Source organism: Frigoribacterium sp. PvP032 (assembly GCF_017833035.1).
In the GTDB taxonomy this organism is placed as follows: domain Bacteria; phylum Actinomycetota; class Actinomycetes; order Actinomycetales; family Microbacteriaceae; genus Frigoribacterium.
Genome location: NZ_JAFIBM010000001.1, coordinates 1,549,245 through 1,571,957 on the forward strand (window position 1 = coordinate 1,549,245; position 22,713 = coordinate 1,571,957).

Here is a 22,713-nt window from a genome sequence, read left to right on the forward strand (position 1 = left end):
CGGCGTCCGCGGGGAGGCCCGTGTCCGTCGTGCGTCAGCGGCGGTGCCGCGTGGGCAGCAGCACCGACGGGCGCCCGAGCCCGAGCATCAGCAGCGGCGAGACGTACTCGCCGTCGATCCGCGCGCCGAGGTGCACGCACTCGACGTCGGGGCAGTGTCCGGCCTGCACCGTCCCCACGACCTGGCCGCGCACGACGGGATCGCCGGCGACCAGGTCGCTCACGACCGGCTCGAGGCTGCTCAGGACGCCGTCCGGGTGGCGCATCGAGAGCACCGGGCGGTCGACGACGACGCCGGAGAAGTGCACGACCCCGTCGTCCGGCGCGGTCACGTCCGAGCCCGCCGGCGTGCCCACGTCGATGCCGCGGTGCCCTGGCGACCACGGGTGCTCGGGGGCCGTGAAGGCCTGCACGACGGGATGCGGCACGGACACCGGCCACGACCACGGCACGACAGGTGCCGACGGGGCTGACATCGACGAGGCCGCCGCAGCACGCGCCGGGGTGCCGGCGTCCGGCCCCACCGCGGCCAGCAGGCCGACCAGGCCGATCAGGCCGCCCAGGCCGACTAGGCCGAACAGGCCGAGGAGGCGGGGGAGGGGGCGGCGCTGCCGGGTGCGACCCGGACGACAGGCGGTGTCCATCGTGCGACTCTGCCGGGTGTGCACCGATCCCGCACCGGGCGTACTGTTCACGCGTGCACGAACACCTGTGCACGACGGATGTGGGGGAGCGACGGCGCGGGCCCGCTCCCCGAGCAGTGGAACGGAGACCCAGTGTCGAACGCGGCGCGATCAACAGAGACGACGAAGAGCCTGAACAGACGGGTGACGGCTCTCGCAGTCGCCGCAGCCGTCGGCGGCTTCCTCTTCGGCTTCGACTCGTCAGTCATCAACGGAGCGGTGCAGAGCATCACCGACGAGTTCGGGCTCACCGAGTTCGCCTCCGGCTTCGCCGTGGCCTCGGCCCTGATCGGCTGTGCGATCGGCGCGTACATCGCCGGCCGGCTCGCCGACAAGATGGGCCGCATCAAGGTCATGCTCATCGGCGCGGCCCTGTTCCTGATCAGCTCGATCGGCGCGGCCTTCGCGTTCGCCGTCTGGGACCTGGTTCTCTGGCGCGTCATCGGCGGCCTCGGCATCGGCATCGCCTCGGTGATCGCTCCGGCGTACATCTCCGAGGTCTCGCCGAAGGCGATCCGCGGTCGGCTCGCGTCGTTCCAGCAGCTCGCCATCACCCTCGGCATCTTCGTCGCCCTGCTCTCCGACCAGCTCTTCGCGGTCACCGCGGGCGGCGCCTCCGAGCCGTCGCTCTTCGGCCTCGCCGCCTGGCGCTGGATGTTCCTGGTGGGGATCGTCCCCTCCGTCGTCTACGGGTTCCTCGCCTGGCGACTGCCCGAGTCGCCGCGCTACCTCGCCGGAGAAGGGCGGGAGGACGAGGCGAAGGACGTGCTGAAGAGCATCGTGCCCGCCGAGACCGTCGACACGAGCCTGAAGGAGATCACGGACTCCATAGCGACCGAGGCCGCACTCGACAAGAAGTCGAGCATCCGCGGCACGAGGTTCGGCCTGCAGCCGATCGTCTGGGTCGGCATCATCCTCGCCGTGCTGCAGCAGTTCGTCGGCATCAACGTGATCTTCTACTACTCGACGACCCTCTGGCAGGCCGTCGGCTTCCAGGAGAGCGACTCGTTCACGATCTCGACCATCACCGCCGTGGTGAACGTCGTCGTCACCTTCGTGGCGATCGGCCTGGTCGACAAGGTCGGCCGGCGCCCGCTGCTGCTGGCGGGCTCGATCGGCATGTTCGTCAGCCTCGCCGTCACGGCGATCTCGTTCAGCCAGTCGGTCGTCGACTCCAGCGGCGACCCGCAGCTGCCCGGTGCCTGGGGCCCGGTCGCCCTCGTCGCGGCCAACCTCTTCGTCGTGTCGTTCGGCGCCACCTGGGGCCCGCTGATGTGGGTGCTGCTCGGCGAGATGTTCCCGAACAGCATCCGTGCGACGGCGCTCGGCGTCGGCAGCATGGCCAACTGGATCGCCAACTTCATCGTCACGGTGTCGTTCCCGTCGCTCGCCGCCGTCAGCCTCACGCTCTCGTACGGCATCTTCGCGGCCTTCGCCCTGATCTCGTTCTTCTTCGTGCTCGCGAAGATCCCCGAGACCAAGGGCCGCAGCCTCGAGGAGATGGGCGTCTCCGCCGTCGAGTCCTCCACGGGGAAGTCCTCGGGGAGCGCTCGCGCCTGATCTCTGGCATCATCGACGAACGCCCTGCCCGGCACCGGGCGGGGCGTTCTCGCTGTGGAAGGACGTTCTCATGAGCCACGCCGACGACTCGACCCCGGTCGAGCCTGCCGACGGACCCTCGACGGAGGGCGCGACCGCTGTCGCGTCCCGTGACGAGGAGGCGCCCTCCGGCGCCTCGAGGAAGCGTGCGTTCGCCCCGTGGGTCTTCTGGCCCGCGGCCGCGATCATCCTCGCGTTCGTGGTGTTCGCGATGCTCTTCCCCCAGATCGCGGAGGGGCTCTTCGGCGCCGTGCAGTCGGGCATCGTCGGCGCGTTCGGCTGGTACTACGTGCTGCTGGCCGCCGTCTTCGTGGTCTTCGCACTGTGGATGGGCCTCAGTCGCTACGGCGACATCAAGCTCGGCAAGGACGACGACGAGCCCGAGTTCTCGCGCGGCTCCTGGCTGTCGATGCTCTTCGCCGCGGGCATGGGCATCGGCCTGGTCTTCTACGGCGTCGCCGAGCCGCTCAGCCACTACGCCAGCCCCCGGCCCGGCGTCACGGGCAACGACAACGAGCTCGCTGGCCAGGCGCTCAGCCAGACCTACCTGCACTGGGGCGTGCACGCCTGGTCGATCTACATCGTCGTCGGCCTGGGCATGGCGTACGCGATCCACCGACGCGGCCGCCCGGTCTCGATCCGCTGGGCCCTCGAGCCCCTCCTCGGCGACCGCGTCAAGGGCGGCTGGGGCAACCTGATCGACGTCGTCTCGGTCGTCGGCACGCTCTTCGGCGTCGCCACGTCGCTCGGCCTCGGCGTCCTGCAGATCTCCGCGGGCCTCTCCGCCGCCGGCATCGCCGACCCGACCATCGTCGTCCAGGTGATCCTGATCGCCGCCATCACGGGCGTCACGATCTTCTCCCTCGTCAGCGGCGTCGGCAAGGGCATGAAGTGGCTCTCGAACATCAACATCGTGCTCGCCGCCCTGCTGCTCGTCTTCGTGCTGGTCAGCGGCCCGACCCTCTTCCTCCTGCGCGACTTCGTCCAGTCGCTCGGCGCCTACCTGCAGAACGTCGTCGGGCTCACCTTCACCGTCAGTGCCTTCTCCGGCGCCGAGGGCGAGGCCTGGCAGGGCAGCTGGACCACCTTCTACTGGGGCTGGTGGATGTCCTGGGCGCCCTTCGTCGGCATCTTCATCGCCCGCATCTCCAAGGGCCGCACCGTCCGTGAGTTCGTCACGGGCGTGCTCGTCGTTCCGACGATCCTCACGTTCCTCTGGTTCAGCGTCATGGGCGGCGCCGCCCTCTACCGCGAGGTCTTCGGCGGGGGAGGCCTGGTCTCGGCCGACGGCTCGGTCGACACCGAGGGCGCGCTGTTCGAGATGCTCCAGGGGCTGCCGGGCGGCTCGATCGCCGTGTTCGGCGCCATCCTGCTGATCGGCCTCTTCTTCATCACGTCGTCCGACTCGGGCTCGCTCGTGCTCGGGATGATCTCGACCGGCGGCGACACCGAGCCCAAGACCTGGGTCCGCATCTTCTGGGCCGTCGTCACGGCCCTGGTCGCGATCGCCCTGCTGCTCACCGGCGGCCTGGACGCCCTCAAGACCGCGGCGATCATCACCGCGCTGCCCTTCAGCGTCGTCATGATCGGCATCTGCGTCGCGACGTTCCGGGCGTTCGACGAGGAGCACCGCAAGTTCCTCAGGGCGCAGCGTCGTCAGTTCCGCGACAGCATCGGCGACCACTTCGGACTCGAGGAGGCGGCCCACCCGAGGCGTCGGCCGCTCGGCTTCCTGACGCGCCGCCCGCGCTGACCGGCCAGGGCTCGCGCCCTCGCCGGAGCACGACCCGCAGGGGCGTCCCGCATCGCCGGGGCGCCCCTCGTCGGTGCTACCATGAGCACGCAGCCTGCCCAGCAGGCTGACTTCGCGTGCCCGTGCGTCTCGACGCACCTCGTCCTCGCAGCTCAGTTGCCCCGCAGCTCAGCCGCCCGCGGCGTGACACCGGCCTCCGCATCCACTCGGTCCGACCGTGCTCCGGCACGGACGGCGGATGCGTGCCCGGGCACCAGGCAGCGGCGGCCGTCCGGCCGCCCAGACAACCGACAACAGGCTCGCGTCCGCGCGCGCCGCAGAACTAGGAGAACGACCATGGCCGTCGTCACCATCCGCCAGCTGCTCGACAGCGGCGTCCACTTCGGACACCAGACCCGCCGTTGGAACCCGAAGGTGAAGCGATTCATCCTCGCCGAGCGCTCCGGCATCCACATCATCGACCTGCAGCAGTCGCTCGGCTACATCGACCAGGCGTACGACTTCGTCAAGGAGACGGTCGCCCACGGCGGCACCGTCCTCTTCGTCGGCACCAAGAAGCAGGCCCAGGGCTCCATCGCCGAGCAGGCGAACCGCGTCGGCCAGCCCTTCGTGAACCAGCGCTGGCTCGGTGGTCTCCTGACCAACTTCCAGACGGTCTCGAAGCGCCTCGCCCGCATGAAGGAGCTCGAGGACATCGACTTCGACGACACGACCCAGGGCTTCACCAAGAAAGAGCTCCTGATCAAGAAGCGCGAGCTCGACAAGTTGCACAAGACGCTCGGCGGCATCCGGAACCTCACGAAGACGCCGTCCGCCCTCTGGGTCGTCGACACCAAGAAAGAGCACCTCGCGATCGACGAGGCCAAGAAGCTTGGCATCCCGGTCATCGGCATCCTCGACACGAACTGCGACCCCGACGAGATCACCTTCCCGATCCCCGGCAACGACGACGCCATCCGCTCCGTCGGCCTGCTGACCCGCATCGTCGCCGACGCTGCCGCCGAGGGCCTGGTGCAGCGTCACCAGAAGCCGGAGGACGCTGACGCGCCCGTCGAGCCCCTCGCCGAGTGGGAGGCCGAGCTGCTCGCGCAGGGCGAGGCCAAGGCCGCCGAGTCGGCTCCCGCCGCCGAGACGCCCGTCGAGGCCGTTCCCGTCGAGGAGAACGACGCCGACGCTCAGGTCGCCGAGAAGCCCCTGGGCGAGCCGGTCGTCGAGCCCGTCGCCGAGCCCCGCGACGAGACCGCCGCCGAGCCTGCTGACGACGCCGCCGCCGCGGACGCCAAGTAGAACCCCCACCTCCCCCCTTCCGACTCCACGAAAGGAAGTCAGACAATGGCGAATTTCTCCGCCGCTGACGTGAAGACCCTCCGTGACCGCCTCGGCGCGGGCATGATGGACAGCAAGAACGCGCTCGTCGAGGCCGATGGCGACATCGAGAAGGCCGTCGAGATCCTGCGCGTCAAGGGACTGAAGGGCGTCGCCAAGCGCGAGGGCCGTCAGACCACCGCGGGCCTCGTCGCCGCCAAGGCGTCGGGCGGCTACGCCACCCTGATCGAGCTCGCCAGCGAGACCGACTTCGTCGCGAAGAACGAGAAGTTCATCGCGCTGGCCGACTCCGTGCTCGAGGCCGTCGCGGCCTCCGGCGCGAAGGACGCCGCCGAGGGCAACGCCGCCGCCATCGGCGGCCAGACCGTCGAGGCCTTCGTCAACGACGAGGCCGCGCTCATGGGCGAGAAGGTCGAGCTCCGCACGGTCGCCCGTGTCGAGGGCACCGAGTTCGCGATCTACCTGCACAAGACCTCGAAGGACCTGCCCCCGCAGGTCGGCGTGGTCGTGGGCTACACCGGCTCCGACGCCGAGACCGCTCGCTCGATCGCCCAGCACGTGGCCTTCGCCGCGCCGACGTACCTGTCGCGCGACGAGGTCCCCGCCGAGGACGTCGCCAAGGAGCGCGCCATCGTCGAGGAGACCGCGAAGAACGAGGGCAAGCCCGAGGCTGCCCTGCCGAAGATCATCGAGGGTCGCCTGACCGGCTTCTTCAAGGAGATCGCCCTGCTCGACCAGGCCTACGCGAAGGACAGCAAGCTGTCGGTCGCCAAGGTCGTCGAGCAGGCCGGCATCGAGATCCAGGGCTTCGCCCGGATCAAGGTCGGCGCCTAGCCAGCCACAGGACGGGGTCCGGGACGCACGCGTCCCGGACCCCGTTCGTGCGCCCAGTACCCTGGCTACGGCCACGACACGAGGGAGACCAGACATGACGACAGAGACCACCACACGACGACGCGTCCTCCTCAAGCTCTCGGGCGAGGCCTTCGGGGGAGGGCAGCTCGGCGTGAACCCCGACGTCGTCGGGGCGATCGCCCGCGAGATCGCCGAGGCCGCGAAGGAGGTCGAGGTCGCCATCGTCGTCGGCGGCGGCAACTTCTTCCGCGGCGCCGAGCTCAGCCAGCGCGGCATGGACCGCGCGCGAGCCGACTACATGGGCATGCTGGGCACCGTCATGAACGCCCTCGCCCTGCAGGACTTCCTCGAGCAGGCAGGCGCCGCCACACGCGTGCAGAGCGCCATCGAGATGACCCAGGTCGCCGAGCCCTACATCCCGCGCCGCGCGGAGCGCCACCTCGAGAAGGGCCGCGTCGTCATCTTCGGCGCGGGCGCGGGGCTGCCCTACTTCTCGACCGACACCGTCTCGGCGCAGCGCGCGCTCGAGATCGGCGCAGCCGAGGTCCTGGTCGCCAAGAACGGCGTCGACGGTGTCTACTCGGCCGATCCGCGCCACGACCCGACCGCGGTCAAGCTCGACCGCCTGACCTACCAGGAGGCGCTGGTCAAGGGCCTGAAGGTGGTCGACTCGACCGCCTTCAGCCTCTGCATGGACAACGGGATGCCGATGCACGTCTTCGGCATGGAGGGCGGCGGCAACATCGCCCGCGCCATCCGGGGCGAGCGCATCGGGACCCTCGTCAGCAACTGACGACTAAGCTCGACGACGAACCAAGGGAGCATCGTGACGATCACTGACGTACTGACCGAGACACGCGAGAAGATGGACCGAGCACTCGACTCGGCCAAGACGGACTTCGGGCAGGTGCGGACCGGCCGGATCAACCCCGGCCTGTTCCAGAAGATCCCGGTCGACTACTACGGGACCCCGACGCCGCTGGCGCAGCTCGCGTCGCTGCAGGTCCCCGAGGCGCGCACCATGATCGTGACGCCCTACGACAAGTCCGCCCTGAAGGACATCGAGCGGGCCATCGCGACCTTCCCGAACCTCGGCGCCAGCCCGACGAACGACGGCACGATCGTGCGCGTCACCATCCCCGAGCTGACACAGGACCGCCGCAAGGAGTTCGTGAAGATCGTCCGCGGCAAGGGCGAGGACGCCAAGGTCCAGATCCGCAACATCCGTCGCAAGTCGAAGGAGTCGCTCGACGCCCTCAAGACCGAGGTCGGCGACGACGAGGTCGCGCGTGGCGAGAAGGAGCTCGAGGCGGTCACGAAGTCCTTCATCGACCAGATCGACGACGCGCTCAAGAAGAAGGAAGCCGAGCTGCTCGAGGTCTAGATGAGCGACGCTCCCGACGGCGCACGCCCCGACGAGTCGGCGCCGACACCCAAGACCACCCTCGGCAGCCGTCGCGCCGACTTCGACGCCAGGGCCCAGGCCGCGCGGCACGACCTCGAGAACCAGATCCGCAGCCGCCGGGCCCAGCTCGGCGCCCGCAACGAGAAGCTGACTGCCCGGACGGGGCGCAACCTCCCCGCCGCCATCGCGGTCGGCGTCGGGCTCGGGGCTGCTGTCCTGCTGAGCCTGGTCTTCGAGCCGGCGTTCTTCATGATCGTGGCCGGGGCGCTCATCGGCTCGCTCTGCTTCGAGCTGACGAGTGCGCTGCGGTTCGCGGGGCGCGACGTGCCGCGTCTGCCCAGCGTGCTCGTGGGCCTGGCGATGGTGCCGCTGGCCTTCGTCTTCGGCGTGCAGGGCCAGTGGCTCGGCCTCATCGGCGGCGTCCTCGTCGTCTCGCTGTGGCGGGTCGCGGAGCTGGTGCGTCCCTCGCACCGCAAGCCCGCCTCCGTCGTCTGGCGCGACATCGGTGCCGGGGCCTTCGTGCAGATCTACTGCTCGTTCCTCGGCAGCTTCATGCTCGTCCTCGCGGCCGAGCCCAACGGCGCGAACTGGACCCTGGCGACGCTCATCATCGTCATCGCCGTCGACACGGGCGCCTACGCGACCGGCCTCAACTTCGGCAAGCACCCGATGGCCCCGCGCATCAGCCCGAAGAAGACGTGGGAGGGCTTCGCCGGGTCGGTGGCCGCCAGCCTGATCGCGGCCGTGCTGACCTCGTGGCTGATGCTCGACGAGCCCTGGTGGTTCGGCTTCGTGCTCGGCGGCGTGATCATCTTCACGGCGACGATCGGCGACCTGTCGGAGTCGCTCATCAAGCGCGACCTGGGCATCAAGGACATCAGCACGTGGCTGCCCGGCCACGGCGGGTTCCTCGACCGGCTGGACAGCACGCTGCCGTCCGCGGCAGCGGCCTACGCGCTGTACCTGCTCGTCACCTGATCTGACACGAGGCGCCGACGGCTGGCCCGAGGGGTCGATGCGGCATGATGGACGGCGTGAGCTCAACATTCCCGACGGTGCCCAAGGGCCAGCGCGGCTACGACGTGTCCGAGGTCGAGGCGTTCCTCGCCGAGGCGAGGGCCGCCTACACGGGTGGCGGCGAGTCGCCGTCGTCCGTCGACTCGGCTCGCATCCGCCGTGCAGCGTTCGCGATGCGCAAGGGCGGCTACTCGCCCGCCCACGTCGACCAGGCCCTCGAGCGTCTGGAGGACGCCTTCGCGAGTCGGGAGCGCGACCGGGCGGTCAGCGCGGCCGGCGACGAGGGCTGGTACGGCGAGGCGCGCAGCGCGGCCGAGGAGATCGTGGCGCGGCTCGACCGCCCGCTCGGCCAGCGGTTCGACCGGGTCAGCCTGCTGACCGTCGGCTACCACCCGAAGGACGTCGACCGGCTGGCGCGTCGGCTGCAGGGCTACTTCTCCGACGGCAAGGCGCTCAGCATCGACGACGTGCGCGGCTCGGTGTTCCGCGCCCGGCGCGGGGGATACCGCGAGGCCCAGGTCGACGTGCTCCTCGACGCGGTGGTCGACGTCATGCTCGCCGTCCGCTGACGACGCGCCCGCGAGGCCCTGGCCGATCCGTGACGGATCCGTTACCCTTGACGGACTCATGGGCAGGCACTCAGCGAACTCGACCACGGGCCACTCTCTCTCCGAGCAGCGGCTGGTCGTCAGCAGACCTCGGACGATCGAGAAGCGGCGCGTGCCCGCGTCGCTCGTGGCCCGACCGGCTCCGCGGCCGGTCCCGCGCTCCCAGCCCTCGGCGGGACGTCGGTACGTCCTCCCGTTGATGGGCTTCGCCGCCACCTTCGCGTTCCTCTCCGCCTCCCTCGTCAACCCTCTCTCGGGCGCCGAGGCAGCGACGACGACCACGGGCGGCGCGGCCGCCCTGGTGTCTCCCGGCCAGACCTTCGTCGTCGGTGCCAACGTCGTCCTCGCGGCCGACCGTGACCAGTACGGCGTCACCCTGCCGCCGCCTCCGCCGCCGCCCGCACCGGTCGTCGAGCAGGCCTCGTCCGACGAGCCTGCCGCCCCGTCGACCGGCAGCGCGAAGAAGTCCTCCTCGTCCGGCGCGGCTCCCGTCGCCGGCGTGCCCGACCCCGGCACGGCCAAGGCGATCGCCGCCGAGATGGTCGCGGCCCGCGGCTGGGGCACCGGCGAGTACGACTGCCTCGTCTCGCTCTGGAACAAGGAGTCGGGCTGGAACATCAACGCCCACAACGCCTCCAGCGGTGCCCACGGCATCCCGCAGGCGCTGCCCGGCAGCAAGATGGCCTCGGCGGGCGCCGACTGGCAGACCAACCCGGCGACCCAGATCACCTGGGGCCTCGGCTACATCCAGGGCCGCTACACCACCCCGTGCGGCGCCTGGGGCCACTCGCAGTCCGTCGGCTGGTACTGAGCCAACACGGCTGAGCCAGCACCGCTGAGCCAGCACCGCTGACCCAGCACCGCCGGTCCAGCACCGCCGGTCCACGGCGGCTGGCCGTCCGGCTACGCTGGAGCGCATGCCCCGCAGCAACCGCCCGCGCCGTCCGCGCGACCGTGCGGAAGATGCCCGTGACGAGCGCGACCTGGCCCGCTCGTTGTTCGGCGGCCCGCGGACCGAGACGCGGCGCGGACGAGAGTTCGTCGTCCAGTCGGTCTCCGCGTCCTCGGCCGTCAAGGAGTACGTCTGCCCCGGCTGTGGGCTGACCGTCTCCCCGGGCACGCCCCACCTGGTCGTGTGGCGAGCTGACGGCCTCTTCGGCGAGCAGGACGACCTCGCCTCACGCCGACACTGGCACACCCACTGCTGGAGGATCTCGTGACCCTGCCCCCCGCCTCGACCATCGACGTCCGCGGTGGAGTCGAGCTCCCGGCTCGGCGCTCCGACGTCGAGCTTCGTACCTCCGACGGCCTGACGCTGGTGGGGGAGCTGGCGCTGCCCCTCGACCGGGATCCCGTCGCCACCCTGGTCACGCTGCACCCGCTCCCGACGGCCGGCGGGTTCATGGACTCCCACGTCATCCGCAAGGCAGCGGCACGGCTCCCGGCCCTGGCCGACGTCGCTGTGCTGCGGTTCAACTTCCGCGGCGTCTCGTCGCCCAGGGGGCGGTCAGAGGGCTCCTTCGGCGAGGGCGACGCGGAGGCCGCCGACCTGAGGGCCGCCGTCGCCCTGGTCCAGGGGGCCGGCCTGCCGACGCCCTGGCTGCTCGGCTGGTCGTTCGGCACCGAGGTCGCGCTGAAGCACGGCCGCGGCGTCGACGTCGCGGGGCTCCTCCTGCTGTCTCCGCCCCTGCACCGCACGACCGACGCCGAGCTCGCCGCCTGGAACGAGTCCGACGTGCCGATCGTCGCCGTCGTGCCCGAGCACGACGACTACCTGCAGCCCGAGGAGGCGCGGGCCCGGTTCTCCGTCGTGCCCCGCGTCGAGGTGGTCGCGGTCGAGGGCGGCAAGCACCTCTGGGTGGGCGAGAAGCAGACGTCGCGCGTGCTCGACGAGATCGTGAGGCGCGTCGCGCCTGACGCGCTGCCGCTCCCGACCACGTGGCCTCCGACCGGGAACGCGTCCGCCGCCTCCTAGGCCCTAGCGGGCGTCCTGCCGCGGCACGACGACCTGGCGGATGATCAGGAGGATCGAGGCGGCCACCGGGATGGCGATGAGGGCGCCGAGCACGCCCAGCAGCGTGCCGCCGGTGAGGGCTGCGATGACGACGACGACTCCCGGTACCTTGACCGCACGGCGCATGATGCGCGGGCTGAGGACGTAGGCCTCGACCTGCATGTAGACGAGGTACCAGATGGCCGCGGTGACCCAGGTCGCGGGGGAGTCCGGCAGCAGCACGATCTGGGCGAGCACGATGATCGCCGAGCCGCTGATGGTCCCGACGAGGGGGATGATCGAGCCGAGGAACGCGATGGCGGCGAAGACGGCCGGCTGCTGGGCCCCGATGGAGCTGAGGAAGATGAAGCTGAGCACGCCGTTGATGGCGGCCAGCGTGAACTGGCCGATCACGTAGCGACCCACGGACTGGCTGATCTGCTCCGCTATGTCGGCGAACCGCACGCGCTTCGACGCGGGCACGAGCTGGTAGATGCCGGCCTTGAACGTGTTGATCGACGACGTGAAGTAGAGCACCAGGATGACCACGACGACGGTGGCGAAGACCCCGTTGCCGATGGCCACGCCGACGGCCAGGACCCCGCCGCCGATCGTGACGACGTTGTCGGGGTTCGTCAGGAAGTCGAGGACCGAGTCGAGGGACTCCTGCACGTCGAAGAAGTTCTGGGGCACGAGCGCCTGCAGGTTGTCGACGAACTCCTGCGTGGTCACGCTCTGCAGGTAGGTGACCAGGTTCGTGATGAGGACGGTGGCCTGGCTGACGATGACGGGGACTATCGCGAACACCACGCCCACGAACGCCCCGATCGCGACCGTGAAGACGATCACGATGGCGAGCCAGCGCGGCACCGAGCGGTTCTCGAGCCAGGAGACGATCGGATCGAGCCCCAGGGCGATGAAGATCGCGGCGCCCACGTAGGTGAGGATCGTCGACAGCTCGCTGAGGGCGCCCCCGATCACGAGCGCGGCGATCACGCCGAGGCCCGCGAGCAGGCCGAGGCGGAAGGGGTCGTGGATCTTCACGCGGGCGGCTCCTGTCGACGGCCGGTGCGCCGTCCATCTCGACGCCACCGACTGCCTACTCTGACGTACCCTGCGCCTGCGGGGCCAACACGGCGCGCAGGTTCTCGAGGTAGCCGGCGACGGCGTCGCGCTCCTCGCGGATCTCGGCGAGGCGCCGCTCGGCGTCGTCGGTGAGCTCGGCGGCCTTCCGCTCCGCCTCGTCGACGAGGCTCGCGGAGCGCTGCTCGGCGTTCGAGAGGACGTCGTGGGCCGTCGCGTCGGCCTCGGACCGCACGGTGCGCGCGTGCTCGTGCGACGTGCGCTCGAGCTCGTCGGCCTCGCGGCGGGTCTCGACAGCGCGCTGTCGCGCCTCCTCGAGCTGCTCGGCGGCGTCGTCGAGGTAGGCCTGCGTCTCGGCCACCGCCGCGTGGTGGCGCTGCACCAGCTCGCGCTCGGCCTCGTCGCGGCGGGTGCGGAGCTCGATCTCCGCGTCGCTGCGGCGATCCTCCAGCTCGCGGGCGAGCTCGGCGACGGCAGCCTCACGATCCGCGAGGAGGCGGGCCTGCTGGGTGGCGGCCTCCGCCGCCAGGCGCACGCGCTGCGCCTCCTCGTCGTCGACGAGCCGGGCCTGGCTCTCGGCGACCTCGGCATCGAGGTCCGCCCTCGCGTTGACCGTCTCGGCGTCGACCGCGGCGCGCGCCTCGACAGCCTCTCGCTCGAGACGGTCCTGCTGCTGCTGCACCTCGCGTGCGAGGCGCTCGTGGGTCGCCGCGACCTCGGCGGCGAGGGCCTCCCGAGCCGTGGACAGCTCGTGCTCGAGGTCGGCCCTCGCGGCCTCGACGTCGCGTCGGGCCGCGAGACGCGCCTCCTCCACCTCGCGCTCGAGAGCGGCACGGGTCTGCACGACGTCCGCGTCGAGCTCCGCCCTGGTGACCGCGACGTGGTCGGCGAGCTCGGCGCGGCCGGTGTCGACGTCGTCGTCGAGCTCAGCGCGGGCGGTCTCGATCTCGCGGGCGAGGTCGTCCCGGCGCGTGGCGACCTCGAGCTCGAGGTCGGCACGGGTGGTCTCGTCGAGGCGCGCCAGCTCGGCGCGGACCGTCTCGGACTCACGGACGAGGTCGGCGTGCACGCGCTCGTCCTCGGCGACGAACGCGGCCCGTGCCTGCTCGGTGTCGCGCGCCAGCGTCGCCGCGCCGTCGCGGGCGTCGGCGACCTCGCGCTCGACCTGCGCGCGCAGCTCGGCGACCTCGCGCTCGGCAGTGGCGTGCAGCGCGGCGACCTCGTGCCGGGCCGTGCTGACGTTCTCGGCGGACTCGGTGGCCGCCGCGCCGCGCATGGCGGAGGAGTCGCGCTGCGCCTCCTGCAGGAGCGAGCGCGCCTCGGCCCGTGCCCTGGCGACCATGCGGTCGGCCTCGCCGGTGCTCTCGGCGACCTGGGCCGAGGCGCGGCCGCGGGCGTCCTCGAGGAGGGCGTCGGCGCGCTCGCGGGCGTCGGCGAGGACCTGGCGGGCCTCGCTCGTCGACGACGTGCGGAGTTCTTCCGAGTCGATGTCGGCCTTGCTGACGAGGGCGGTCGCCTGCTCCTCCGCCAGCCGGAGGGTCTGCTCGAGCTTGCTGCCGAGACCGGCGTAGGTGGGCGTGCCTGCCTCCTCCAGCTCGGTCTGCAGGTCGTCGAGGCGGGTCTGGAGGTGCTTGACGGAGGCGGCCATCTCGGCACGGTCGGCGTTGGCCTTGATCAGCTCACGGCGGAGATCGCCGAGGGCGGCGTCGACGTCGTCCTTGCGGTAGCCGCGCAGCTCGGTCCCGAATTCCGTGTCGTCAGCAGCCACTGTGTCTCCCTCGCGTCCGTGGCGGGCACTGGTCACGTGCCCGGCGCGACGATTTTAGCGGTCGGGGGAGCTCGCGAGAGTGTCCGAGGAGCGCACGACGGTCCCTGAGGAGGGGCGGGGTGCGGCACTCAGGCTGGTCGGATACGCTGAGCCGTCTTAAATACCCGCCGCCGTGCCCGGCCTCCCGGCCAGGCCCGCGCGAGCTCCGTCGGCGTCTGCCGCGGTGCTCCCACCCGACCGGGATGGCGGCACGGAGGGAGAAAACAACGTGCGTTTCATCATCGCTGTCGTCGTCGTCGTGCTCGCGGCGCTGATGGTGGCCCTCGGGTTCGCCCAGCGCACGGTGTTCGCGCCTCCGTCGAGCGTGTCGTCGTCGGTCTCGACCAGCTCCTCCGAGGCGACCGTGACGGTCGTGCCCGCGAGTGCGCTGCACGGACGCGAGGGCCGTCAGGCGGTCTCGATCGACGGGTCCGACGCGGTGTTCGCGGCCACCGGCCGCACCTCCGACGTCCTGGGCTGGGTCGGCGACGCCGACTACAACCTCGTCGAGTGGGACGCGGACGCGGGCGAGCTCGCGGCCCGCACAGTCTCCGGCGACGAGACGACCGTGCCCGACCCGACGGACTCCGACCTCTGGTACGACCAGTACACGGGCAGCCCCCTGACCTTCTCCCTGGACGCCCCTGACGACGTGTCGCTCGTGATCGTCTCCGACGGGACGGCTCCCGCGCCGTCGGACGTCGCCGTCACCTGGCCCCTCTCGACCGCGACCCCGACCGCAGGCCCCCTGATCGTCGGCGGACTCGTGACGCTGCTGATCGGCGTGCTCCTCTACATCTGGGCGATCGTGCACCACCGCCGCACCAGGGGCCCCCGCCGCACCTCGAGCGACGGCTCGCGTCCCACGCTCAGGCGCCCGTCCCGTCGACGCGCCCTCAAGGCGGGCACGCCGGAGTCGATCGACGCCGCGGACTCCTCGTCTCGTGGCGGCCGGGGCACGAAGCGCCGGTCCGTGGCCGTCGTCCCCGTCCTCCTCGTCGGGTCTCTGGCCCTGGCCGGCTGCTCGGCCGACTACTGGCCTGCTCCCGCCGACCAGGCCGGGGCGAGCGCGGCCGCGTCGGCGACTCCCACCGCCACCCCGACCGAGGGCGCCGACGCGGCGGACGAGGCGCCGAGCGTGCAGCCCCCGGTCGTCACGGTCGCCCAGGCGGAGCGGATCGTCCAGCGGGTCTCGGCGGTCGCCTCCCAGGCGGACGGTGCCCTCGACGCGACGCTGGCCGAGACGCGCTTCACCGGTCCCGCCCTGCAGCAGCGACAGGCCGACTACGTCATCCGGGCCAAGGACGCCGCGGCGGCCGGGCCCCTGGCCATCCCCGCCGGCGACCTGACCCTCACGCTTCCCCAGCAGTCCGACACCTGGCCCCGGACCCTCTTCACGGTCGTCCAGGACGCCGACGCGACCAAGGCGCCCGTCGCGCTCACCCTGCTGCAGGAGACGGCTCGCGACCCGTACAAGGTCGAGTACGTCCAGTCGCTGGAGGCGCAGGCGACGCTCCCGACGGTCGCCCCCGCGACGATCGGGGCCGCGAGGCTCGCCCCCGACGTGAAGCTGCTCACCCTGCGGCCCGACCAGCTGGCCGAGGCCTACGGCGACATCCTCCGCAACGGCGACGAGAGCCAGTGGGCCGCGCAGTTCCAGGGCGAGGGCGACACGCTGCGGGACAAGATCGGCAAGGCCTACAAGGACGCCAAGCGCGCCGCGCTGCCGACCACCGCCTCCATCGACTTCACCTCTTCTCCGGTCGAGGACGACGCCGTGGCCTTCGCGACCAACGACGCCGGGGCGCTCGTCTCGGTGGCGCTGAACGAGGTCGAGACGGTCAAGCCGACCGCCGAGGGCGCCAGCGTCGAGCCGCAGGGCGTCGTCAAGTCCCTGCTCGGCCTCGACACGTCGAAGAAGGGCATCGAGGCGACGTACGGTGTCCAGTTGTTGTTCCAGGTGCCTCCCGTGGGCAGCGACGACAAGATCGTCCTGCTCGGCTTCAGCCAGGCACTCATCCAAGCGAAGGAGCTGCCGTGACCGGCCTTCCCCCCGTCCCCGCCGGCCTCAGAGGGGCCGTCGACCTGTCGTCCCTCGTGAACCGGCCCGCACCGTCCGCCGCCGGGGCTCCTGGCCAGCCCGCGGCCGCCGGCCACCCGGCAGGCCCCGCGGGCGCACCGGGCGTGCCTGGTCCCGCCGCCTCGGTCGCCGTGCCGGCACTCGTCGTCGACGCGACCGACGCGACGTTCTCGCAGGTGCTCGAGCTGAGCAGCACCGTCCCTGTGATCGTCGACCTCTGGGCCGAGTGGTGCGGGCCGTGCAAGCAGCTCTCGCCCGTCCTCGAGAAGCTCGTGGCCGAGTACGCCGGCCGGCTGCTGCTCGTCAAGGTGGACGTCGACTCCAACCCCCAGCTGACCGAGGCGTTCCAGGCCCAGTCGATCCCCGCCGTCGCGGCCGTGATCGGCGGCCGGCCAGTGCAGCTGTTCGTCGGCGCCCTGCCGGAGGCGCAGGTGCGCGACGTCTTCGAGCAGGTGCTCGAGCTGGCCGCCCAGAACGGCGTCACCGGGACTGCCGTCGTCGACGGCGCCGCGGCGGACGCCGACGGCGAAGCGGCCGAGCCTGAGCCCGAGCCCCTGCCGCCTCACCACCAGGACGCCTACGACGCCATCGACCGGGGCGACTACGACGCGGCGATCACCGCGTACCGCACCGCCATCGCCCAGGACCCGCGGGACCAGCTGGCCGTCGCGGGCCTCGCCCAGGTGTCGCTGATCGCCCGCCTGCAGGGCGTGACGATCGCCGACGTCCGCGGAGCGGCCGCCGCAGCTCCGACCGACGTCGACGCCCAGCTCGCCGTGGCCGACCTCGACGTCAGCGGCGGTCACGTCGACGACGCCTTCGACCGGGTGCTGACGGTGTTCCCGTCGCTCGACGCGGCCGGCAAGGACGCAGCCCGCACCCGCCTCCTCGACTACTTCGAGATCGTGGGCCTCGACGACCCGCGGGTCGCCGCGGCCCGCCGCCGGCTGACGATGCTGCTCTACTGAGCCGCACACACGCACGCACGCCGCGCGACGGACGAAGGGCCCCGACGACCAGGTCGTCGGGGCCCTTCGTGCGCAGCGGCTCAGCGGCTCAGCGGCGGAGCTTCAGCCAGACGACGCCGAGCGGGGGCAGCTGGACGTCGGCGGAGGCGGGACGCCCGGCCCACGGGCTGTCCACGGCCGTGACCGCGCCGAAGTTCCCGACGCCCGAGCCGCCGTAGATCGTGGCGTCGGTGTTGAGCACCTCGTCCCACGTGCCGGCCTCGGGCAGGCCGAAGCGCATGCGCTGCGGCTGGCCGGAGAAGTTCGCCAGCACGGCGAGCGAGTCGCCGGAGCCCGACTTCCGCAGGAAAGCGACGACGCTCTGCTCGCCGGCGCCGCCGTCGATCCACTCGAAGCCCTCGGTGTCGAAGTCGTGCGCCCAGAGAGCGCTCTCCGACTTGTAGACCTGGTTGAGGCGAGCCACGAGGTCGAAGACCTGCTGGTGCTGCGGCCGGTCGAGCACCGACCAGTCGAGCCCGAGCTCCTGGCTCCACTCGGTCGGCTGGCCGAACTCGGAGCCCATGAACAGCAGCTGCTTGCCCGGGTGGCCCCACATGTAAGCGAGGTACGCCCGCAGGTTCGCCCGCTTCTGCCAGTCGTCGCCGGGCATCTTCTCGAACAGCGAGCCCTTGCCGTAGACGACCTCGTCGTGGCTGATCGGCAGCATGAAGTTCTCGCTCCACGCGTAGTGGAACGAGAAGGTGATCTCGCCGTGGTGGTACGAGCGGTACAGCGGGTCCTTCTCGACGTAGTCGAGGGTGTCGTGCATCCAGCCCATGTTCCACTTGAGGCCGAAGCCGAGGCCGCCCTCGCTGGTGGGGCGCGAGACGCCCGGCCAGCTGGTCGACTCCTCGGCGATCATCACGATGCCGGGGTGGCGGCGGTAGGCCGTGGCGTTGGTCTCCTGCAAGAACGAGATCGCCTCGGTGGCCTCGCGGCCGCCGTGCTCGTTCGGCAGCCACTCGCCGTCGTTCCGGCTGTAGTCGAGGTAGAGCATCGAGGCGACGGCGTCGACGCGGAGGCCGTCGACGTGGAACTCCTCGAACCAGTAGAGCGCGTTCGCCACCAGGAAGTTGCGCACCTGCGAGTCGCCGAAGTTGAAGACGTAGGTGCCCCAGTCGGGCTGTTCGCCGCGACGAGGGTCGGAGTGCTCGTAGACGCTGCGGCCGTCGAAGCGGCCGAGCGCCCACTCGTCCTTCGGGAAGTGCCCGGGCACCCAGTCGACGATGACGCCGATGCCGGCCTGGTGCAGCCGGTCGATCAGGTAGCGCAGGTCGTCGGGGGAGCCCCAGGTGCTCTGTGGCGCGTAGTAGCCCGTGACCTGGTACCCCCACGAGCCGCCGAAGGGGTGCTGCGCGAGCGGCATGAACTCGACGTGCGTGAAGCCGAGCGCGGTGACGTAGTCGACCAGCGGGTCGGCCAGCTCCCGGAACCCGAGGCCCGGCTTCCACGAGCCGACGTGCAGCTCGTAGACGCTCATCGGGCCGGCGTGCTGGTCGCTCGCCGCGCGGCGCTCGAGCCAGGAGTCGTCGCCCCAGTCGTGGCCGGACTCGGTGATGACGGAGGCGGTGGCCGGCGGGACCTCGGCGCGGCGGGCCATCGGGTCGGCCCGCTCGACCCACTCGCCGTCGGGCGTGAGGATCTGGTACTTGTACGAGCCCTGGTCGACGCCGGGCACGAAGAGCTCCCACACGCCGTTGTCGTCGAGGCGGCGCATGGCGTGGCGGTCGCCCCACCAGCTGTTCAGGTCGCCGACCACGCGGACGGCCTGGGCGTGCGGCGCCCAGACCGCGAAGGAGGTGCCCCTGACGCCCTCGTGCTCGCGCACGTGGCTGCCCAGCACCGTCCAGAGCTGCTCGTGGCGGCCCTCGCCGAAGAGGTAGAGGTCGAGGTCGCCGACGGTGGGGGAGAACCGGTAAGGGTCGTCGGCGACCCAGGGGGCGCCTCCTTCGTAGTAGGCCGTCACCTGGTAGCCGCCGAGCGGCGCCGCGGCGACGCCCTGCCACAGGCCGTGCGCGTGGTGCTCGAGGACGACGGCCTCGCCGGAGGCGCCCGTCACGCTGACGGAGCCGGCCAGCGGCCGGACGACGCGCACGACCGTGACGCCGTCGACGGTGTGCTCGCCGAGCAGGGCGTGCGGGTGCGCGTGGCGGCCCTCGCCCGCGGCCAGCACCTCGGCGTCGTCGAGGGCAGGGAGCTGCCGCGCGGGCGCGGCGGGCTCCGGTCGGACGTCGGGGGGCGTCGGGTCCTCGTGGAGGACGGGGCGTTCCTCGGTCGGGACCGGAGCGGGCACCGGCGAGGCGAGGAGGGGCTCGTCGGCCTCGGCCGGGTCGGACGGCTCGTCCGGCTCGTCAGCGGTGGACGGCTCGTCGACGGGGAGCGGCGGCTCCGCCGTGACGGGCGGGTCGTTCTCGTCGGTCACCGAGGTGACGGGCTCGGGGGTGACGGGCTCGGAAGCGACGGGCTCGGCGCTGACGGGCTCGGAGACGACGGGCTCGGGAACGACGGGCTCGTCGTCTCGCGAGGAGCCGTGGCGGGAGAAGATGCTCATGGTGGGTCGCCTTCCTACGGCGCTCGGGTGAGGTCGACGGACAGCACGTGCACGGGCTCGACGAAGGCGTCGAGGCGGACGTAGTTGTCGTCGCCCCAGGTCCACGACTGGCCGGTGATGAGGTCGCGCACCGTGTACGTGCCGCCGGGTGCGAGCCCGAACTTCGTCACGTCGAGGTGCACGGTCGTCTCGCGGGCCGAGTGCGGGTCGACGTTCGCGACGACGATGATCGCGTCGGCTCGGCCGCTGCGGGTGTGCGCCCGCGACAGGTACTTCGAGTAGACGAGCACGGCGTCGTCGTCGCTCGAGTGCAGGTCGAGGTTGCGCAGCTGCCGCAGCGCCGGGTGCGAGCTGCGGATCCGGTTGAGCTGGGTCAGGTAGGGGGCGAGGGTCGCGCCCTCCGCCTCCGCGCCGGCCCAGTCCCGCGGCTTGTACTCGTACTTCTCGTTGTCGATGTTCTCTTCCGAGCCCGGCCGGGCGACGTCCTCGAAGAGCTCGTAGCCCGAGTAGACGCCCCAGGTCGGCGACGCCGTCGCGGCGATCGCGGCCCGCACCTTGTAGGCCGGGCGCCCGCCGTACTGCAGGTAGGGCGTCAGGATGTCGTGGGTGTTGACGAACAGGTTCGGGCGCAGCCAGGCGCTCGTCTCCTTCGACAGCTCGTCGAGGTACTCCTCGAGCTCCCACTTCTCGTTGCGCCAGGTGAAGTACGTGTACGACTGGTGGAACCCGACGCGGGCGAGCGCCTGCATCATGGCCGGCTTGGTGAACGCCTCCGAGAGGAACACCACCTCGGGGTTCGTCAGCCGCACCTCGTGCAGCAGCCACTCCCAGAAGCGGACCGGCTTCGTGTGCGGGTTGTCGACGCGGAAGATCGTGACGCCGAGCTCGATCCAGTGCCGCACGATGCGCAGCACCTCGCGGCTGACGCCCTCGTAGTCGTTGTCGAAGTTCAGGGGGTAGATGTCCTGGTACTTCTTCGGCGGGTTCTCGGCGTAGGCGATCGTGCCGTCGGGCAGGGTCGTGAACCACTCGGGGTGCTCGGTGACCCACGGGTGGTCGGGCGAGCACTGCAGGGCCAGGTCGAGCGCGAGCTCGAGGCCGGTGTTCTTGGCCGTGTCGACGAACCAGCGGAAGTCCGCGAGCGTGCCGAGGTCGGGGTGGACCGCGTCGTGGCCGCCGTCGGGGGAGCCGATCGCGTAGGGCGATCCCGGGTCGTTCGGACCTGCGGTCAGCGTGTTGTTCGGCCCCTTGCGGAACGTCGTCCCGATCGGGTGCACCGGCGGGATGTAGAGGACGTCGAAGCCCATCCGGGAGATCGCGGGGAGGCGGCGGGCCGCGGTGCGGAACGTGCCGCTCTTCCACGTGCCGTCGGGCAGCTTCTTGGCGCCCTCGCTGCGCGGGAAGAACTCGTACCAGCTGCCGACCGCCGCACGGCTGCGCTCGACGCGCAGCTCCTCCGGGGCGCTGCGGGTGACGAGGCTCGCCATCGGCTTCGCGGCGAAGACGGCCGCGAGGCGCGCGTCGGTCGCGACACGGAGGCGCGAGCCCGGCGAGAGGGCTTCGTTCGCGAGCGCCTTGGCCGCGTCCCGCACGAGAGTCGTGTCGGGGTAGTCGGGGGCTGCGGCGACGAGGAGGCGGCTGCCGATCGCGAAGGTGACCTCGACGTCCAGCTCGGCCGGGATCTTGATCTCGGCCGTGTGCAACCAGGTCGCCCAGTCGTCCGTGTACGCCTCGACCTGCCAGGTCCAGTCGCCCTCCGTCTCGAGCTGCACCTCCGTCGTCCAGCGGTCCGTGCCGGGCAGGCCCGCGACGAGCGGGTGCCGGGACTCGGACCCGGAGGGGTCGGTCAGGACGAGGACGGCGCCGACGACGTCGTGGCCCTCGCGGAAGACCGTGGCGCCGAAGGGCACGACCTCTCCGGCGAAGGCCTTGGTCGGGAAGTCCCGGTCGGGGGTGGTCGGGGAGAGCGCCGTGACGGGGATCCGCCCGACTCTGGGTTCGTATGCAGTCGCCACGGTGGCGACGCTACCCGGTCTCGGGGCCTGGTGTCCCGCCTCCTCGGGGGACGGCGCGAGACGGCCGGGCGGATCCGCCGGGTGGTCGGCGGGTGAGGGCGGGTGCCCCTCGGACTGGGTGCATGTGAGCGCATGGAAAACCCTGTCGGCATTTCGGGGGACCCGGTAACGTCGACCTCGTCAGCAGGCTGGCCCGCCGCGGGACCCGAACCCCCGTGAGCCCGGCGCCTGCCGACGGCGTCGTCGGACCCGAACCCCACGACGCGGCACTGCCCCGACACACGTCACCCCGGACCGGACCCGCCCGACGCGGCCTCGGGGCGTCGTTCGACGCGCCTGGGCGCGGACAGGACAGAACATGAACACCTTCGTCAAGAGCGCCGTCGCCGGCGCGGCCGGCATCGCCCTCCTCCTCGGCGGCGCGGGCACCTTCGCCGTCTGGAACAGCACCGCCAGTGCCTCGGCGGGCGTGCTGCAGACGGGCCAGCTCGGCCTCTCGACCGTGGCGGGCTCCGGCCAGTGGAAGGACCTCAAGACCGGGTCGGTGCTGAGCGCCGCCGAGCTGACCTCGTACCGGATGATCCCGGGGACGCAGCTGGAGTACACGGTGCCCGTCACGGTGACGGCCACCGGCACGGGCCTGAAGGCGGTGTTCTCGTACGACCTCGGCGCGACGTCGAGCACGCTCACGAGCGTCGTCCCCGTCCTCACCGTTCAGAAGAGCCGCACCGACGCGGGCCTGCCGACCGGCTTCGCGGCCGTCAGCGGCAAGGCGAACTCCTTCTCCGTCACGCCGTCGGCCACGAGCACCGACGCCGTCGCGCGCCTCGGCATCAGCGTGCCGACCGACGCCGACAACAGCACGCAGAACAAGACGCTGGACCTCAGCAAGGTCGTCTTCACGCTGACGCAGGTCGAGTAGCAGGAGGCGC

General features: G+C 71.5%; 19 protein-coding genes. 14 read left to right on the top strand and 5 right to left on the bottom strand.

The annotated features are described in order from the left end of the window. Window positions 1–34 precede the first annotated feature (34 nt). A complete protein-coding gene (locus JOE35_RS07140; RefSeq protein WP_209560505.1) occupies window positions 35–643 on the bottom strand; it encodes a M23 family metallopeptidase in 609 nt (202 codons plus the stop codon). A 78-nt stretch (window positions 644–721) separates the two neighbouring features. Here JOE35_RS07140 and JOE35_RS07145 point away from each other — a divergent pair, with 78 nt between their 5' ends. The 11 genes from JOE35_RS07145 to JOE35_RS07195 all read left to right on the top strand — a co-directional run bounded on the left by JOE35_RS07145 (window position 722) and on the right by JOE35_RS07195 (window position 11,220). Continuing rightward, on the top strand, window positions 722–2,242 hold the full coding sequence (locus JOE35_RS07145) for a sugar porter family MFS transporter (RefSeq protein ID WP_209560506.1): 1,521 nt from the start codon (window positions 722–724) through the stop codon (window positions 2,240–2,242). A gap of 70 nt (window positions 2,243–2,312) precedes the next feature. Then, the gene (locus tag JOE35_RS07150; protein ID WP_209560507.1) at window positions 2,313–4,034 is read left to right on the top strand and encodes a BCCT family transporter; all 1,722 of its coding nucleotides are present in this window, start codon (window positions 2,313–2,315) and stop codon (window positions 4,032–4,034) included. Window positions 4,035–4,370: 336 nt separating this feature from the next. Continuing rightward, window positions 4,371–5,321 carry a 30S ribosomal protein S2 gene (gene rpsB, locus JOE35_RS07155; RefSeq protein WP_209560508.1) on the top strand — a complete coding sequence of 317 codons (951 nt, stop codon included), beginning with the start codon at window positions 4,371–4,373 and terminating at the stop codon, window positions 5,319–5,321. A 45-nt stretch (window positions 5,322–5,366) separates the two neighbouring features. After that, window positions 5,367–6,194 (top strand): translation elongation factor Ts, encoded by an 828-nt coding sequence (gene tsf / locus JOE35_RS07160; RefSeq protein ID WP_123546429.1) that lies wholly within the window; start codon window positions 5,367–5,369, stop codon window positions 6,192–6,194. A gap of 94 nt (window positions 6,195–6,288) precedes the next feature. Beyond that, the gene (pyrH, locus tag JOE35_RS07165; protein ID WP_209560509.1) at window positions 6,289–7,008 is read left to right on the top strand and encodes a UMP kinase; all 720 of its coding nucleotides are present in this window, start codon (window positions 6,289–6,291) and stop codon (window positions 7,006–7,008) included. Window positions 7,009–7,080: 72 nt separating this feature from the next. Next, the gene (gene frr / locus JOE35_RS07170) at window positions 7,081–7,599 is read left to right on the top strand and encodes a ribosome recycling factor (protein ID WP_245186429.1); all 519 of its coding nucleotides are present in this window, start codon (window positions 7,081–7,083) and stop codon (window positions 7,597–7,599) included. After that, a complete protein-coding gene (locus tag JOE35_RS07175; protein ID WP_209560511.1) occupies window positions 7,600–8,598 on the top strand; it encodes a phosphatidate cytidylyltransferase in 999 nt (332 codons plus the stop codon). It abuts the gene before it with no gap. A 47-nt stretch (window positions 8,599–8,645) separates the two neighbouring features. Further along, on the top strand, window positions 8,646–9,206 hold the full coding sequence (locus tag JOE35_RS07180; RefSeq protein ID WP_245186430.1) for a DivIVA domain-containing protein: 561 nt from the start codon (window positions 8,646–8,648) through the stop codon (window positions 9,204–9,206). A 58-nt stretch (window positions 9,207–9,264) separates the two neighbouring features. Continuing rightward, window positions 9,265–10,056 (top strand): lytic transglycosylase domain-containing protein, encoded by a 792-nt coding sequence (locus JOE35_RS07185; protein WP_245186067.1) that lies wholly within the window; start codon window positions 9,265–9,267, stop codon window positions 10,054–10,056. 106 nt (window positions 10,057–10,162) lie between these two features. Continuing rightward, window positions 10,163–10,465, top strand: coding sequence for a hypothetical protein (locus JOE35_RS07190; RefSeq protein ID WP_209560513.1), 303 nt, complete (start codon window positions 10,163–10,165; stop codon window positions 10,463–10,465). Continuing rightward, window positions 10,462–11,220, top strand: coding sequence for an alpha/beta family hydrolase (locus JOE35_RS07195; RefSeq protein ID WP_307802980.1), 759 nt, complete (start codon window positions 10,462–10,464; stop codon window positions 11,218–11,220). Before JOE35_RS07190 ends, JOE35_RS07195 begins: the two co-directional genes overlap by 4 nt. Window positions 11,221–11,223: 3 nt before the next feature. On the opposite strand, the gene JOE35_RS07200 is transcribed toward JOE35_RS07195, so the two are convergent. Both JOE35_RS07200 and JOE35_RS07205 read right to left on the bottom strand, forming a co-directional pair. Next, the gene (locus JOE35_RS07200; protein ID WP_209560514.1) at window positions 11,224–12,282 is read right to left on the bottom strand and encodes an AI-2E family transporter; all 1,059 of its coding nucleotides are present in this window, start codon (window positions 12,280–12,282) and stop codon (window positions 11,224–11,226) included. 55 nt (window positions 12,283–12,337) lie between these two features. Next, on the bottom strand, window positions 12,338–14,089 hold the full coding sequence (locus JOE35_RS07205) for a hypothetical protein (RefSeq protein ID WP_209560515.1): 1,752 nt from the start codon (window positions 14,087–14,089) through the stop codon (window positions 12,338–12,340). 268 nt (window positions 14,090–14,357) lie between these two features. On the opposite strand from JOE35_RS07205, the gene JOE35_RS07210 reads away from it, so the two are divergent. Both JOE35_RS07210 and JOE35_RS07215 read left to right on the top strand, forming a co-directional pair. Then, window positions 14,358–16,169, top strand: coding sequence for a hypothetical protein (locus JOE35_RS07210; protein WP_209560516.1), 1,812 nt, complete (start codon window positions 14,358–14,360; stop codon window positions 16,167–16,169). Next, window positions 16,166–17,176 (top strand): tetratricopeptide repeat protein, encoded by a 1,011-nt coding sequence (locus JOE35_RS07215; protein WP_209560517.1) that lies wholly within the window; start codon window positions 16,166–16,168, stop codon window positions 17,174–17,176. Before JOE35_RS07210 ends, JOE35_RS07215 begins: the two co-directional genes overlap by 4 nt. 88 nt (window positions 17,177–17,264) lie before the next feature. Here the strand turns inward: JOE35_RS07215 and glgB are convergent, their stop codons facing one another. Both glgB and JOE35_RS07225 read right to left on the bottom strand, forming a co-directional pair. Continuing rightward, complete coding sequence (gene glgB, locus JOE35_RS07220) at window positions 17,265–19,766, bottom strand: 1,4-alpha-glucan branching protein GlgB (RefSeq protein ID WP_209560518.1); 2,502 nt, start codon at window positions 19,764–19,766, stop codon at window positions 17,265–17,267. A gap of 14 nt (window positions 19,767–19,780) precedes the next feature. Beyond that, window positions 19,781–21,781: an alpha-1,4-glucan--maltose-1-phosphate maltosyltransferase gene (locus tag JOE35_RS07225; RefSeq protein ID WP_209560519.1), complete on the bottom strand. Its 2,001-nt coding sequence runs from the start codon at window positions 21,779–21,781 to the stop codon at window positions 19,781–19,783. 358 nt (window positions 21,782–22,139) lie between these two features. Here JOE35_RS07225 and JOE35_RS07230 point away from each other — a divergent pair, with 358 nt between their 5' ends. After that, complete coding sequence (locus tag JOE35_RS07230) at window positions 22,140–22,703, top strand: alternate-type signal peptide domain-containing protein (protein ID WP_209560520.1); 564 nt, start codon at window positions 22,140–22,142, stop codon at window positions 22,701–22,703. Window positions 22,704–22,713: the final 10 nt, after the last annotated feature.

Bases quoted from the DNA above. Each gene is read 5' to 3' on its own strand.
- JOE35_RS07140 (WP_209560505.1), bottom strand. From the start codon at position 643: ATGGACACCGCCTGTCGTCCGGGTCGCACCCGGCAGCGCCGCCCCCTC.
- JOE35_RS07145 (WP_209560506.1), top strand. From the start codon at position 722: ATGTGGGGGAGCGACGGCGCGGGCCCGCTCCCCGAGCAGTGGAACGGA.
- JOE35_RS07150 (WP_209560507.1), top strand. From the start codon at position 2,313: ATGAGCCACGCCGACGACTCGACCCCGGTCGAGCCTGCCGACGGACCC.
- rpsB (WP_209560508.1), top strand. From the start codon at position 4,371: ATGGCCGTCGTCACCATCCGCCAGCTGCTCGACAGCGGCGTCCACTTC.
- tsf (WP_123546429.1), top strand. From the start codon at position 5,367: ATGGCGAATTTCTCCGCCGCTGACGTGAAGACCCTCCGTGACCGCCTC.
- pyrH (WP_209560509.1), top strand. From the start codon at position 6,289: ATGACGACAGAGACCACCACACGACGACGCGTCCTCCTCAAGCTCTCG.
- frr (WP_245186429.1), top strand. From the start codon at position 7,081: ATGGACCGAGCACTCGACTCGGCCAAGACGGACTTCGGGCAGGTGCGG.
- JOE35_RS07175 (WP_209560511.1), top strand. From the start codon at position 7,600: ATGAGCGACGCTCCCGACGGCGCACGCCCCGACGAGTCGGCGCCGACA.
- JOE35_RS07180 (WP_245186430.1), top strand. From the start codon at position 8,646: ATGGACGGCGTGAGCTCAACATTCCCGACGGTGCCCAAGGGCCAGCGC.
- JOE35_RS07185 (WP_245186067.1), top strand. From the start codon at position 9,265: ATGGGCAGGCACTCAGCGAACTCGACCACGGGCCACTCTCTCTCCGAG.
- JOE35_RS07190 (WP_209560513.1), top strand. From the start codon at position 10,163: ATGCCCCGCAGCAACCGCCCGCGCCGTCCGCGCGACCGTGCGGAAGAT.
- glgB (WP_209560518.1), bottom strand. From the start codon at position 19,766: ATGAGCATCTTCTCCCGCCACGGCTCCTCGCGAGACGACGAGCCCGTC.
- JOE35_RS07230 (WP_209560520.1), top strand. From the start codon at position 22,140: ATGAACACCTTCGTCAAGAGCGCCGTCGCCGGCGCGGCCGGCATCGCC.